The 12666-nt window shown below is 70.4% G+C and carries 15 protein-coding genes and 1 tRNA gene; 6 read left to right on the plus strand and 10 right to left on the minus strand.

Annotated features, from left to right (window positions below):
- Nucleotides 1–83 precede the first annotated feature (83 nt).
- Nucleotides 84–1007 (plus strand): hypothetical protein, encoded by a 924-nt coding sequence (locus tag VNO22_04140; GenBank protein HXG60543.1) that lies wholly within the window; start codon nucleotides 84–86, stop codon nucleotides 1005–1007.
- Between the two features lie 28 nt (nucleotides 1008–1035).
- Here VNO22_04140 and VNO22_04145 read toward each other — a convergent pair.
- From VNO22_04145 to trpS, 3 genes are all read right to left on the minus strand, one after another.
- A tRNA-Pro gene (locus tag VNO22_04145) sits at nucleotides 1036–1113 on the minus strand.
- A 21-nt stretch (nucleotides 1114–1134) separates the two neighbouring features.
- Nucleotides 1135–1884 (minus strand): hypothetical protein, encoded by a 750-nt coding sequence (locus VNO22_04150; protein ID HXG60544.1) that lies wholly within the window; start codon nucleotides 1882–1884, stop codon nucleotides 1135–1137.
- A 34-nt stretch (nucleotides 1885–1918) separates the two neighbouring features.
- Nucleotides 1919–2929, minus strand: a complete 1011-nt coding sequence (trpS, locus tag VNO22_04155) for a tryptophan--tRNA ligase (protein HXG60545.1) — start codon at nucleotides 2927–2929, stop codon at nucleotides 1919–1921.
- 135 nt (nucleotides 2930–3064) lie between these two features.
- Here trpS and VNO22_04160 point away from each other — a divergent pair, with 135 nt between their 5' ends.
- From VNO22_04160 to VNO22_04170, 3 genes are all read left to right on the plus strand, one after another.
- A complete protein-coding gene (locus VNO22_04160; GenBank protein ID HXG60546.1) occupies nucleotides 3065–3634 on the plus strand; it encodes a phospholipase D-like domain-containing protein in 570 nt (189 codons plus the stop codon).
- Nucleotides 3631–3888 carry a GIY-YIG nuclease family protein gene (locus VNO22_04165; protein ID HXG60547.1) on the plus strand — a complete coding sequence of 86 codons (258 nt, stop codon included), beginning with the start codon at nucleotides 3631–3633 and terminating at the stop codon, nucleotides 3886–3888. Before VNO22_04160 ends, VNO22_04165 begins: the two co-directional genes overlap by 4 nt.
- A gap of 63 nt (nucleotides 3889–3951) precedes the next feature.
- Complete coding sequence (locus VNO22_04170; GenBank protein ID HXG60548.1) at nucleotides 3952–5142, plus strand: MFS transporter; 1191 nt, start codon at nucleotides 3952–3954, stop codon at nucleotides 5140–5142.
- Here VNO22_04170 and VNO22_04175 read toward each other — a convergent pair.
- On the minus strand, nucleotides 5064–5672 hold the full coding sequence (locus tag VNO22_04175) for an HAD-IA family hydrolase (protein HXG60549.1): 609 nt from the start codon (nucleotides 5670–5672) through the stop codon (nucleotides 5064–5066). The two genes, VNO22_04170 and VNO22_04175, sit on opposite strands and share 79 nt — an antisense overlap.
- Complete coding sequence (locus tag VNO22_04180) at nucleotides 5669–6274, minus strand: O-methyltransferase (protein ID HXG60550.1); 606 nt, start codon at nucleotides 6272–6274, stop codon at nucleotides 5669–5671. Before VNO22_04180 ends, VNO22_04175 begins: the two co-directional genes overlap by 4 nt.
- Nucleotides 6275–6336: 62 nt before the next feature.
- Between VNO22_04180 and VNO22_04185 the strand changes: the two genes are divergently transcribed.
- Nucleotides 6337–7533 (plus strand): fructose 1,6-bisphosphatase, encoded by a 1197-nt coding sequence (locus tag VNO22_04185; protein ID HXG60551.1) that lies wholly within the window; start codon nucleotides 6337–6339, stop codon nucleotides 7531–7533.
- 58 nt (nucleotides 7534–7591) lie between these two features.
- Nucleotides 7592–8008: a CoA-binding protein gene (locus VNO22_04190; protein ID HXG60552.1), complete on the plus strand. Its 417-nt coding sequence runs from the start codon at nucleotides 7592–7594 to the stop codon at nucleotides 8006–8008.
- A gap of 8 nt (nucleotides 8009–8016) precedes the next feature.
- Here the strand turns inward: VNO22_04190 and VNO22_04195 are convergent, their stop codons facing one another.
- The 5 genes from VNO22_04195 to VNO22_04215 all read right to left on the minus strand — a co-directional run.
- Nucleotides 8017–9081, minus strand: coding sequence for a class I fructose-bisphosphate aldolase (locus VNO22_04195; protein ID HXG60553.1), 1065 nt, complete (start codon nucleotides 9079–9081; stop codon nucleotides 8017–8019).
- An 86-nt stretch (nucleotides 9082–9167) separates the two neighbouring features.
- A complete protein-coding gene (locus VNO22_04200) occupies nucleotides 9168–10037 on the minus strand; it encodes a sigma-70 family RNA polymerase sigma factor (GenBank protein HXG60554.1) in 870 nt (289 codons plus the stop codon).
- A 122-nt stretch (nucleotides 10038–10159) separates the two neighbouring features.
- Nucleotides 10160–10990 (minus strand): acetyl-CoA carboxylase, carboxyltransferase subunit beta, encoded by an 831-nt coding sequence (accD, locus tag VNO22_04205; GenBank protein HXG60555.1) that lies wholly within the window; start codon nucleotides 10988–10990, stop codon nucleotides 10160–10162.
- The gene (locus tag VNO22_04210; protein ID HXG60556.1) at nucleotides 10980–11714 is read right to left on the minus strand and encodes a ribulose-phosphate 3-epimerase; all 735 of its coding nucleotides are present in this window, start codon (nucleotides 11712–11714) and stop codon (nucleotides 10980–10982) included. The genes accD and VNO22_04210 overlap by 11 nt, the downstream gene beginning before the upstream one ends.
- A 36-nt stretch (nucleotides 11715–11750) precedes the next feature.
- Nucleotides 11751–12666, minus strand: a 916-nt coding sequence (locus tag VNO22_04215) for a phosphoglycerate kinase (GenBank protein ID HXG60557.1), incomplete at its 5' end; no start/stop codon positions are given.

Consider the following 12666-nt stretch of genomic DNA (forward strand, 5'->3'; position numbering starts at 1 on the left):
TCCGCCCGCGACTCCCCCCCTCCATGAGAAAGAACTAAGAAGCGATTCACGAATCGCCCATGTCCGGACGGTAACGTCCGGGCATGAGATGCGTACTGCTGCTCCTCATGCACGTCGTCGAAGGCCCCGCCCCCCTTCCCCGCTCCGTGAGCGGGAATTCGCCGGAGGATGTCGCGGCGGATCAGGAGGCGCAGGAAACGGAGCCCGCGCCTCCGCCGGCGCTCGGAGTTCCCGAACGGCCGTTCCGCCCCCGATACGCGCCGGGACCCTCGCTCCGACTGGGGGTGCTCGCGCTCCGGCCCTCGGTGTCCTACGACACGCGGGAATACTTCACGGGGGTCTATAGCGGCGATGTGGATCTCAGACCGGGAGCGGATCTTCCGCGCCTGGCCCCCGGGATGATCTTCTCCCTGGATCTCGGCCCCGTGCGGGTGGACGGAGGGTTCGTTCAGACGGCGGCGCGGCGCCGGCTGGACCGGGCGCTGAGCTACGAAGAGGAGACCTTCGCGCCGGGAGAAACCGTGGACATCCTGGCGCAGGCCGGCTGGTTGGACGTGACGTACCGACTGAGGCTGGCCGGAGACGAAGGCGCCCGGACGGGCATCTCCGCGCTGCTGGGCGTCGACGCCCCGCGGATCAAGCTGGCGATCGAAAGCGGAGAGGCCTCCGCGCGCGAGGGATTCAACGCGTTGTGGCCCGTGCCGGCGCTGGGGCTCGAGGCCCATGTCTGGTTGACCGACCGCATCCAGCTCCGCGGCGGCCTCCTGGGAACGCGCGTGCGGTTCACGAATCCGTTCCACGAGGACGCCGGGGAGCCCCAGCGCGTGGAGTTCACGTACCTGCGGATCGACGCCGGAATTCGTGTGGACCTGTCCGCCTCCTGGGGCCTCACGGTGGGCTACGCCCGCTTCTCCATGGACGTCACCGCGGCAAGCCGGCTGGACGACAAAGACCGAGCGATCTTCAAGGCGGGCGGCGCCTTTCTGGCGCTGGAGTACCGATTCTGAGGGCAGGCAAGCTCCGCCGAACGGAGGATGGTCGGGCCGCCGGGATTTGAACCCGGGACCTCTTGCACCCCAAGCAAGCGCGCTAGCCAGGCTGCGCTACGGCCCGATCCCTGAGAGGACGCGTATTCTACTTCCTCGACTCGAACCTGACAACCTCCAGATGCGTCGCCGCGAGCGTAATCTCCTTCTCCCCCTGATACTGTCGCGTGTCGCGACGCACGAGCCGCCCGGGCACCTCCTCCGAACGCCATTCCGTCCGCACCGTCCGCCCCACCCCCGGCGCCTCCGTCGTCACCCGAACGACGTGGCAGACCACCTCCCGGCCCGCCACCCGGACCGGCTCCGCGCACGAAACCAGAAGCTCCTCCTCCGACGCGATCGGGCGCCCCCGCTCGAACGTCTCCACCCTCACCCGAACCGCCCAACTCGGCGCCCCGGCGGCCTTCGCGATCGTCGTCACCTGCCCCGCGTCCTTGTCCGCGTCCACCGAGAGCGTCAGGACCTCGCACTCGAACGACCGGTCGCCCACCGCGATCCGCTCCGTCCCCTTGCGCTCCGCCTTCCCCCGCAGCCAGCCCGGCAGCGCCAGGTGGAACGGAATCTCGCTCTCCTGCCCTTCCCGCTCGATCTTCAAGAGCGCCCGGTCCCCCTGCGCCGAAGCCACCGTCCACTCCGCCTCGGAGGAAACTTCCCGGTGCACGAGGTTTCCCTTCTCGTCGATCGACGGGACCTTCACCGTCTCCCGGTACCGAACCGTGGAGCCCTCGCGGAAACCGGCCCAGGGGTGCGCATACCCACGGACCGCCTCCGCCAGGAGAGGGTCCTCCTGCGCCCGCCCGCCCGCGAGGAACGCCACGAGGAGAAGGGACTTCGACATGCGGCCTCCCGGCGATTTCCGGACCCCGCGGATTCTACCGAAGCCCTCCCCCGAAAGCGATAGAATTCCCCCCGAGCGCCTTCCGCACCTCCGCCAGCGTCTCCCGCGCCGCCTCCCGCGCCCGTTCGATGCCCCGCTCGAGGATCCGCTCCAGCCCCTCCCCGTCCGCCAGAACCTCCGCCCGACGGCGCCGAAGGGGCTCCAGGAACGCATTCACCGCCCGCGCCAGTTTGGCCTTCACCTCGACGTCCCCCACCCGCCCCTCGCGGTATCGCGCCTTGAGATCCTCCACTTCCGCCCGGTCGGGATTGAAAAGGTCGTGATAAACGAAGACCGGATTTCCCTCCACCGTCCCCGGCACGTCCGCCCGAACCCGCCGCGGGTCCGTGTACATCCCCCGCACCCGGCGCTCCACCGTCGCGGCGTCGTCGGAAAGATAAATGCAGTTGTCGAGCTTCTTGGACATCTTCGCCCGCCCGTCCGTCCCCACCAGGCGCGGCGCATCCGTCAGGAGCGCCTGCGGCTCCGGGAGCTCCACCCCGTGCGCGCGCCGGAGCCTCCGCACGAGTTCCCGCGCCAGCTCCAGGTGCGCCACCTGGTCCTCCCCGACGGGCACCACCTCCCCCTTGTAGAGCGCCACGTCCGCCGCCTGGAGGAGCGGATACCCGAGAAGCGCGTAGGCCGGCGTCTCCCTGCCCTCCAGCCTCGCCGCTTCTTCCTTATACGTCGGCACCCGCTCCAGCATCCCCACCGGCGCCAGCGACCCCAGAATCCAGAAAAGCTCCAGATGCTCCGGAACCGCCGACTGCACGAAAATCACCGCGCGCTCCGGATCCACCCCGCAGGCGATCCAGTCCGCCACCATCTCCCGGATCCACCCCCCCACCCGCCCCGGCTCCTCCTGCCGGTCCGTCAGCACGTGCCAGTCGGCCGCGAAGAAGAAGCACTCGTGCTCGCGCTGAAGCGCCGCCCACGTGCGCAGAACCCCGAAGTAGTGACCCACGTGCAGCGGCCCCGTGGGACGCATGCCGGAAACCACCCGCATGGGGAAACCCCTCCTGTGGACTGGCCGCGTTCCCCCCGTGTTACGAAACGTAACGCCGCCGCGGCCGCCCTCCCCGAGCACCCTCGGGCACGCCGCTTGCTCTTCCCCGTTCCGGCCGCTTTGCACGGAGGAAGCATGCTGCAAAGGCTGTTCGAAAGCGTGTTCCGCAACGGAGCCCCCGCGGCGCCCGAGGGCCACGGAACCGCCGCGCTCGTCCTCTCCCTGCCCGTTCCCATCCGCGCGCCCGTCGAGTCGCGCCTCCCGGGCGTCCTCTCCACCGCCGAGGTCTTCCGCCGCCTCTTCGCCGAGGCCCGTGCCTCCCTCAAGGTCTTCTCGCCCTACGTGGATCCCACCTTCACCAGCCTCGCCCAGGCGGCCCGCGCGCCCATCCAGGTCGTCACCACCCTCCGCGAGGCCCGCCAGCGCTCCAACCCCGTCCTGGAACGCTTCGCCTCCACCCGGCCGCTCGCCGTCCGCTACCTCCACGAAAAGCACGCCCGCGCGCAGATGTTCCAGCTCCACGCCAAAATGGTCCTGGCCGACGCCTCCGCGGCCTACCTCGGCAGCGCGAACCTCACCGACACGAGCCTGCACTACAACTTCGAGCTGGGGATCTACCTCGAAGACCGCGACCTCGTCGCGCGGCTGCACACGCTCTTCGACTACGTCTTCGATTTCGCGGCCAAGCCCGCGGAGGCGCTGTGAGAAACCGCCCCGCCGGCCCCTGGTGGGTTTATGTCCTCCACTCGACCGGCGCCCTGACCCGCCGCTACGTGGGGCGGACGCGGGACCTGCCGGGGGCCCTCCGGCGCCACGAGGCGGGCCGCGTGCCGGCCACCCGCCAGGGGCGTCCCTGGGACGTTGTCGCGGCGTTCGCCCTGCCGGACCGCGCCCGCGCCCTCGCGCTGTGCGCCTGGCTCAGGTCCCGCCCCGGGCGCCTCCCCGGAGGGAGGCCATGACCGCCAGGGCCCGCCCCGCAGTCCTTGAGCGCCCCGGGTCGCGCGGTCTACAATCCTGCCCCGATGCGCCTTTGGCGGTACGCCCTGGCCGCGCTCGTCTACGACGCGGTGGTCTTCGTCGTCTGGCTGGTCATCCCGATCCGCGCGCACGCGCTGGGCGCCACCGCCACGCAGATGGGCCTGCTCGTGACGGTTCACAGCGTGCTCTACACGCTCAACAGCCTGGCCATGGGGCGGCTCGCGGACCGCGCCTCCAAGCCGCTCCTGGCTCTCCTGGGATGCGCGGGGGCCGCCGCCGCCTGCCTGGCCCTGCGGGCGGCGGACCGGCTGGGGCTGCTCTTCCTGGGGGTGCCGGCGCTGGCGCTTTCGGCCAGCCTCTTCTGGCCCAGCGTCCAGGGCTCGATCGGGTCGGAGACGCCCCCGGCGCGCATGGAGCGGGCCCTCGGGCTGTTCAACGTCATGTGGTCGGTCGGCAAATCCCTGGGCTTCCTCTCGGGTGGCTGGCTGGTCGCGCGCGCCGGCGCGGAGGGGACCCTCATGCTGGCCGCCGCCCTCGCGGTGGCCACCGCGACGTTTTACCCCTGGACCCCGGGCCCCCGGGCGCCCCGGGAGTCCCTGCCCGCGCAGGACGGGCACCCGGCCTTCCGGACGATGGGATACGTGGCCAACTTCGCCGCCTACGGCGTGGCCGCGGCGTTCCAGACCCACTTTTTCGCCTTCCTCGGCAGCCAGGGGCTGGGCCGGTCGATGGACCCCCGGACCTTCTTCGGGCTCTTCCTCGGGATCGTCTTCGCGGCCCAGACGGTCGGGTTCGCGCTTTTGCGGCGCGGCGCCGGGTGGGCGTACCGCCGGGGGCGCCTCTACGCCTCGCAGATCCTTATGGCCGCGGCGGCGGTGGCGCTGGCGGTCGTGCGAAGCGACTGGGCGATCCTGGCGGCGGCCCCGGCCCTCGGCCTGTGCCTGAGCTTCGCGTACGCGTCGAGCCTCTACTACAGCCTCCACAACGCGGAGCGGCACGGCAAGTACTCCGGCGTCCACGAGGCGGTGCTGGGGGCGGGCTACTTCGCGGTGCCGCTGGCGGGCGGGGCGCTGGCGGACCGCTCCGGAGACCCCCGGGCGCCTTACCTCCTGGCCGCGGCCGCCGCCCTCGGGGCCGTCGCCCTCGAGGAGGCGATCTACCGCAGGACCTCCAGGAGCCGCGAGAAGCGATCGATCGCGAAATCCGCGCCGTCCAGCTCCCCCGGCTGCGCGTAGCCGTACGTGACGGCGCACATGGCCGCCCCCGCGGCCCGCGCCGTCTCGAGGTCCACGCCGCTGTCGCCGACCATGAGCGGCCGGCGGGCGCCCCGGGCGGCGGCCCGGAAGACGGCGGGGTCGGGCTTGCGCGTCGGGAAGGAATCCCCCCCGTAGACCGCCTCGAAACGGCCGGCGATGCCGAGGCCCTCGACGATCCTGCGGCAGAGCCGCTCGGGCTTGTTGGAGAGGACGACCTTCCGTGCCGGCAGGACGGCCAGGGTTTCCTCCACGCCCGGATAGAGGCGCGTCCGGTCCAGGAGGTGGGCCGCGTACTCCGCCAGGAACGCCTCCACCACAGGCTCGTGCGGCGGCTCCGAGGTGCGCTCGATGAGCTTGCGGACGCCGCGGCCGATCGAGGCCACGACTTTCTCGTGCGTCACGGGGGGCCGGCCCAGGCGGGCCAGGACCCGCCGCAGCGCCGCCGAGATGTCCTCCGCGCTGTCGACGAGGGTGCCGTCCAGATCGAAGACCAGGAGATCGTAGCTCACGTTTTCAGGCTCACGGCCACGCCGTCGCGCAGGGGGACGATGGACGTCCGGACCCCGGGAGTCGAAAAGGCCAACCGGTTGTACTCGAGGACGCCGCGGGCGTCGGCATCCGGTTGGGAGGAGAGGACTTCGCCGTGCCAGAAAACGTTATCGGTGACGAAGAGCCCGCCCTTGCGGAGGCGCGGCAGGGCCGCCTTCCAGGCGCGGGGGTAGTCGGCCTTGTCGATGTCGCAGAAGATGAGGTCGAACTCCCCCTCCAGGCGCGGCAGGATTTCCAGGGCGTCGCCGGCGTGGTACTCGCAGTCGGAGGCGCCCAGCAGGCGCCGGGCGATCTCGAGATTCCGGGCGTCGTACTCGGTGAGGACCACGCGGGCGCCGGACCGAGCGAACCACCAGGCGGAGTAGCCGAAGCCGCTGCCGAGTTCCAGGACGCGGCGCGCACCGATCGAACGGGCCAGGAGTTCGCACAGGGCGCCCACGAGGGGGCCGATGATGGGGAACCGCGTCTCGGCGGCCCGGCGTTCCAGCTCCTCGACCTCCGGCGGGCGGCGCGGGTGAAGGGAGAGGAGGTAGTCCTCCAGCGCGCGGGGCACGATCTCCATGACGACTTATCATAGTTCCGGGCGCCGCCGGCGACGAGGTTTTTGGCGAAGGGTATAATTCCTTGGACCGCGCGGGCCGCGCGGAAGGAGGGACCGCCGTGGACAAGGTGACGCTTTCGGTCTTCAAGGCGGACGTCGGGGGATTCGTGGGGCACACGGGGGTGCACGAGGACGTCCTCCGGCGGGCCCGGGAGCTCATCCAGAAGGCCGTCTCCAAGGGGCTGCTCCTGGACGCCTGGGTGGGGGCGGTGGGGGACGACCTCGAGGTCGTGGCCACGCACGAGCGCGGGTCCGACGCCCGGGAGATTCACAAGCTGGCGTGGGACACGTTCGCGGTCTGCACCGAGGTGGCGGAGCGGCTGAAGCTCCACAACCCGGGGCAGGACCTGCTGGCGCCGACCTTCACGGGGCACCTGCGGGGCCTGGGGCCGGGATACGCGGAGATCACCTTCCGGGAGCGGCCGAGCGAGCCGGTGATCGTGTTCATGGCGGACAAGTGCGATCTGGGGGCGTGGAACCTGCCGCTCTACCGGATGTTCGCGGACCCCTTCAACACCTCCGGCCTGCTGACCGACCCGTCGATGCACGAGGGCTTCGCGTTCGAGCTGCTCGACGCCCTGGAGCACCGGACGATCACGCTGCAATGCCCGGGGGACCTGTACGACCTTCTGATGTTCCTGGGCTCGAGGGGCCGGTTCGTGGTCAACAAGGTCATCCGCCGCGTGGACGGCGTGGTGGCGGCGGCCGCCTCGGCGCCGCGGCCGGCGGGGGCGGGCGAGTCGGCGGGGGTGGACGACCCGGTCCTCATCGTCCGGTGCGAGACGGGGCTGCCCGCCGTGGGGGAGGCCACGGAGGCGTTCGCGTTCCCGCACCTGGTGACCGGCTGGATGCGCAACACCCACCAGGGGCCGCTGATGCCGGTGCCGCTCCGGCACGCGCGGGCGGTGCGCTTCGACGGTCCGCCGCGCGTCGCCGCGGCGGGGTTCCAGCTGGCCGGAGGGAAGCTGGGCGGCCCGGTCGACCTTTTCGACGACCCCTCGTTCGACGCGGCGCGGCGCCAGGCGATGGAGGCGGCCGAGTACCTGCGCCGGCACGGGCCCTTCGAGCCGCACCGCGTGCCCCACGAGCAGATGGGCCACACGGCCTTCCCGCCGCTCCTGGCGCGCCTGGAAAGCCGCTTCGTCAAGGTGGACCTCGAGGAGCGCGGCACGCGTGTGCGGCCCGCGCGGCGCCGCGGCGGGGGCGACGGGTCGGAGTAGGCCCCCGCGGCCTCGCGTAAAGCTACCCCCGGGGCGCGGCGGCCGCTATACTCCCGCCATGATCATCACCGAAGACCCCGAGGCGATCCGGAGGGTCCTCCTGGGCGCCCGGACCGTGGCGGTCGTGGGCTGCTCGCCCAAGCCGGACCGGGACAGCCACCAGATCGCCCGATACCTGATCGAGAAGGGCTACGGCGTCGTGCCCGTCAACCCGGGCGCCGACGAGATCCTGGGCCGAAAGTGCTACCCGGACCTGCGCTCCGTGCCGGGGAAAGTGGACATCGTGGACGTCTTCCGCGCGGCGGAGCACGTGCCGCCGATCGCCGAGGAGGCGGTGGCCGTCGGGGCGGAGTGCCTCTGGCTTCAGAGCGGGATCGTCCATGACGAGGCGGCGCGCCGGGCGAGCGACGCCGGACTCTACGTGGTCCAGGACCGCTGCATCGCCACGCTCCACCGCATGCTCGTGCGCCCGTAGCGCCCGCGTCAGGCGACGGTCACTTCCTTGCAGAGGTAGACGTCCTGGATCGCGTGGAGGAGCTCCGCGCCCTCCTTGAGCGGCCGCTGGAACGCCTTGCGCCCCGAGATGAGGCCCATCCCGCCGGCCCGCTTGTTGATGACGGCGGTCACGACGGCCTCGGCGAAGTCGTTCTTCCCCGACGGCCCGCCGGAGTTGATCAGGCCGGCCCGCCCCATGTAGCCGTTGGCCACCTGGTAGCGGCACAGGTCGATCGGGTGGTCGCTGGCCAGGTCCGTGTACATGCGCTCGTCGAGCTTCCCGTAGCTGGAGCTTCCCGTGTTGAGGGCCTTGAAGCCGCCGTTGTTCTCCGGGAGCTTCTGCTTGACGATGTCGGCCTGGATCGTGACGCCGAGGTGGTTGGCCTGGCCGGTGAGGTCCGCGGCCACGTGGTAGTCCTTGTCCTTCTTGAAGGCGGGGTTGCGGGTGTAGCACCAGAGGACGGTCGCCATGCCCAGCTCGTGGGCGCAGGCGAAGGCCTGGGAGATTTCGACGATCTGGCGCGTGGATTCCGGCGAGCCGAAGTAGATCGTGGCGCCGATCGCGGCCGCGCCCATGTCCCAGGCCTCCTTGACGGTGCCGAAGAGGACCTGGTCGTACTTGTTCGGGTAGGTCAGCAGTTCGTTGTGATTGATCTTGACGAGGAACGGAATGCGGTGGGCGTACTTGCGGGCCACGGCGCCGAGCACGCCGAAGGTGGAGGCCACGGCGTTGCACCCGCCCTCGATCGCCAGGCGCACGATGTTCTCGGGATCGAAGTAGTCGGGGTTCTTGGCGAAGCTGGCGCCCGCGGAGTGCTCGATGCCCTGGTCCACGGGGAGGATCGAGAGGTATCCCGTGCCGGCCAGGCGGCCCGTCCCGAACAGGCGCTGGAGGTTGGCCAGGACGCGGTTGTTGCGGTCGCTGGGGGCGAAGATGCGGTCCACCCAGTCCGGGCCGGGGACGTGGAGCCGCTCGCGGGGGATCTTGGGGTTCTTGAAGCCCAGGAGGTAATCCGCCTTGTCTCCGAGGTGTCGGACGATCGTGTCGAGCATGGGGGGTGGTCCTTTCACATGAACGAGAGGCGTCGGTGAATGTAGTGGAACGCGGCCGATTTGGCAAACGTTTTTCCGGGCGCCCCCTACTCGTCTTCCTGGCGGGCCGCCAGGCGCTTGTTGAGCTTGCGCAGCGCGATCTTCTCGATCTGCCGGACGCGCTCGCGCGTGATCCGGAGGCGCTTGCCGATGTCCCCGAGCGTCATCGGCTGCCCGTCGTAGAGACCGTAGCGCAGGCGGAGCACCGCCGCCTCGCGCTCGTTGATCGAGCGCAGGAGCTGCTCGATGCGCTCGGAATCCATCTGGGAGAAGACGGTCTTGTCGGGCGAGGAGCTTTCCTTGTGGTCGGCCACCTCGTTGGTGGGCCACATGACGTCGAGGCTGACGGGGCGGGAGAAGTTGTCCGAGGCGTTGATCGCGCGCTTGAGGATCTCCAGGCTCTCCTCCCCCAGGTCCATCGCCTCGGCGATCTCGTGGATGTCGGGCTTGCGGCCGTGCTTCTGGGTGAACTCGTTCTGGACGACCTTCCACTTGGCGATGATCTCGACCATGTAGGAGGGGACGCGGACGGTCTTGGCGGTGTTGACGAGGGCGCGGCGGATGGCCTGGCGGATCCACCAGGTGGCGTAGGTGGAGAAGCGGCACTTGCGGCGCGGGTCGAAGCGCTGGACGGCCTTCAGCAGCCCGATGTTCCCCTCCTCGATGAGGTCGAGGAACGCGAGGCCCTTGTTGAGGTAGTTCTTGGCCACGCTGACGACGAGGCGGAGGTTCGCCTTGATGAACTGCTCGCGGGCCTCGCGCGCGTCCCGCTGCTTGTCGGGGTCCGCGGAGTTGAGGTGCTTCATCCGCCGGGCCAGCTGCCGCTCCTGCTCGGCGGTCAGGAGGGGGACGTCCTGGATTTCCTTCAGGTACTGCTCGACCCCGGACTCCTGACGGATGAAGGACATGCCCCCCATGCGCGCCTCATTATACCGGCCGTAACCCACCCGTCAATTTGCCCGCCCGGCTTGGCCCGTCGTCGCGGCGGGACGGAGGCGGGCTTAGAAAATGACGCCCCAGGCCCGATCGTGTCGCCCCTTCAGGCCAGGTACGCCAAAATCCGGGATACCTCCTCCTTGAGGCGGCTGCGCTCGACCACCCGGTCGAGGAAGCCGTGCTCCAGGAGGAACTCGGACGTCTGGAACCCTTTCGGCAGCTCCTGCTTGATCGTCTGCTCGATGACGCGCGGGCCGGTGAAGCCGATGAGGGCCTTGGGCTCGGCGATCATGACGTCCCCGAGGGCCGCGAAGCTCGCCATGACGCCGGCCATGGTCGGGTGCGTGAGGATCGAGATGTAGAGCCCGCCGGCCTCGCCGTGGCGGGCCACGGCCGCCGAGGTCTTGGCCATCTGCATGAGGGAAAGGCATCCCTCGAACATCCGCGCGCCGCCGCCCGAGCCGGAGACGAAGACCACCGGCAACCGCCGCTCCGCGGCCAGCTCGAAGGCGCGGGCCACCTTCTCGCCCACCACCGACCCCATGCTGCCCATCATGAAGCGCGAGTCGGTCACCCCGAAGACGACCTCCCGGCCGTCGATGCGCCCGGTCCCCACCACGCAGGCGTCCTTCTGCCCCGTCTCGCGCTGGGCGGACTCCAGCTTCTTGCGGTAGGAGATCTCCCCCTCGAACTCGAGGGCGTCCACCGGCGCCAGGTCCGCCCAGTGCTCCGCGAACGACCCGGCGTCCAGGAGGAGCTCGATCCGCTCCCGCGGGGTGAGCGTGAAGTGATACAGGCAGTCCGGGCAGACGCGCTTGCGGTCCTCGACCACCTTCTTGAAGATCATGCCCCCGCAGTCGGGGCACTTCATCCACAGGTCCCCGGGGATCTGCTTCTTGCGGGAGATGAACTTCTTGATCTTCTCAAACGCCACGGGCCTGCTCCGCCTTCTCGCGCATCGCCCTCAGCACCGCCGCCGGGTCGGGCGCGTGGAACACCGAGGTCCCCGCCACCAGGACGTTGGCCCCCGCGGCCGCCGCGGGCCCGGCCGACCCGAGGTCCACCCCGCCGTCCACTTGAATATCGACCTCCGGGGCCGCTTTCCTCAATTTAGAGACTTTCGGGAGCACGGATTCAATGAATTTTTGCCCCCCGAAGCCCGGCCATACCGTCATCGCCAGGACCATGTCCACGCGGTCCAGGAAGTCCACGGCCTCCGCGTCCGTGTCGGGGTTGAGGGCCACGGCCGCGCGCTTGCCCCGCGCGCGGATGGCCTCGAGCGTCCGCTCCAGCCGCCTTCGGTCGTAGAAGTCCCGGCACACCAGCCGCAGCGCCCAGCCGCGACCGCGGTGCACGAGCGCGTAGTCCTGCGCCACCGCCTCCGCGTGGAAGGTGATCGAATCCGCCCCCGCCGAGGCGAAGGGGTCCACGAACTTCTCCGGCTCCCGGACCATGAGGTGCACGTCGATCGGCAGCCGGGTCACCTTGCGCAGGGACTCCACCACCGCCGGGCCCATCGACAGGTTCGGCACGAAGTGGGCGTCCATGACGTCCACGTGGATCATGTCCGCCCCGCCCGCCTCGGCCTTGCGGATCTCGTCGCGCAGGCAGCCGTAGTCCGCGTTCAGGATCGAAGGCGCCAGCTTGATCGGTCTCATGCGCCACCGCCCGCGCGGCCCGCGGGGGCCGGCCCTTCAGCGCTCCGAGAGGGCCGCGATCCCCGGCAGCTCCTTGCCTTCCAGGAACTCCAACGACGCCCCCCCGCCCGTCGAGACGTGCGACATCCGGTCCGCCACCCCGAAGGCCTCGACCGCCGCGGCCGTGTCGCCGCCGCCCACCACGGTCGTCGCCCCCCGCAGGCCGGCCAGGAACTCGGCGATCGCCCGCGTCCCCCGGGCGAACGGCTCCATCTCGAAGACCCCCAGCGGGCCGTTCCAGAGGACCGTGCGCGCCCGGGCGAGTTCCGCCTTGAAAAGCTCCACCGTCCGCGGCCCGATGTCCAGCCCCATCCAGCCGTCGGGCACGTTCTCCACGATCTGCGTCCGCGCCGCCGCGTCGAAGCGGTCGGCCGCCACGTGATCGACCGGCAGGACCACCCGCGCCGAGCTCAGGATCGTGCGCGCGACCTCCAGCTTGTCCGCCTCCACCTTCGAGGCCCCCACAGGCCGGCCCTGCGCCTTAAGAAGCGTGTACGCCATCCCCCCGCCCACGAGCAGCGCGTCCACCTTCCGCGCGAGCTGCTCGACGATGAGGATCTTGTCGGACACTTTCGCTCCGCCCAGAATCGCCACGAAAGGCTTCTCCGGGCCGTGAAGCACTTTTCCGAGATACTCGATCTCCTTTTCCATGAGAAATCCGGCCGCCCGGACGGAGAAGAAACGGGCCACGCCGGCCGTCGACGCGTGCGCCCGGTGCGCCGTCCCGAACGCGTCGTTCACGTAGACCTCCGCCAGGGCGGCCAGCTTCCGCGCCAGCGCCTCGTCGTTCTTCTCCTCCCCGGGGTCGAACCGGATGTTCTCCAGAAGCGAGAGATCCCCCGAAGGCTCCCCGAACGCCACGGGACGCCCCAGAAGCTTCGAGAGATGCTCCGCGACGGGCCGGAGCGAATAC

It is taken from the genome of Planctomycetota bacterium (genome assembly GCA_035574235.1).
In the GTDB taxonomy this organism is placed as follows: Bacteria; Planctomycetota; MHYJ01; order MHYJ01; family JACPRB01; genus DATLZA01.

What these genes read in the sequence shown, in the direction of transcription:
- VNO22_04140 (HXG60543.1), top strand. Translation starts at nt 84, where the DNA reads ATGAGATGCGTACTGCTGCTCCTCATGCACGTCGTCGAAGGCCCCGCC.
- VNO22_04160 (HXG60546.1), top strand. Translation starts at nt 3,065, where the DNA reads ATGCTGCAAAGGCTGTTCGAAAGCGTGTTCCGCAACGGAGCCCCCGCG.
- VNO22_04180 (HXG60550.1), bottom strand. Translation starts at nt 6,274, where the DNA reads ATGGAGATCGTGCCCCGCGCGCTGGAGGACTACCTCCTCTCCCTTCAC.
- VNO22_04210 (HXG60556.1), bottom strand. Translation starts at nt 11,714, where the DNA reads ATGAGACCGATCAAGCTGGCGCCTTCGATCCTGAACGCGGACTACGGC.
- VNO22_04200 (HXG60554.1), bottom strand. Translation starts at nt 10,037, where the DNA reads ATGGGGGGCATGTCCTTCATCCGTCAGGAGTCCGGGGTCGAGCAGTAC.
- VNO22_04190 (HXG60552.1), top strand. Translation starts at nt 7,592, where the DNA reads ATGATCATCACCGAAGACCCCGAGGCGATCCGGAGGGTCCTCCTGGGC.
- VNO22_04150 (HXG60544.1), bottom strand. Translation starts at nt 1,884, where the DNA reads ATGTCGAAGTCCCTTCTCCTCGTGGCGTTCCTCGCGGGCGGGCGGGCG.
- trpS (HXG60545.1), bottom strand. Translation starts at nt 2,929, where the DNA reads ATGCGGGTGGTTTCCGGCATGCGTCCCACGGGGCCGCTGCACGTGGGT.
- VNO22_04195 (HXG60553.1), bottom strand. Translation starts at nt 9,081, where the DNA reads ATGCTCGACACGATCGTCCGACACCTCGGAGACAAGGCGGATTACCTC.
- VNO22_04170 (HXG60548.1), top strand. Translation starts at nt 3,952, where the DNA reads ATGCGCCTTTGGCGGTACGCCCTGGCCGCGCTCGTCTACGACGCGGTG.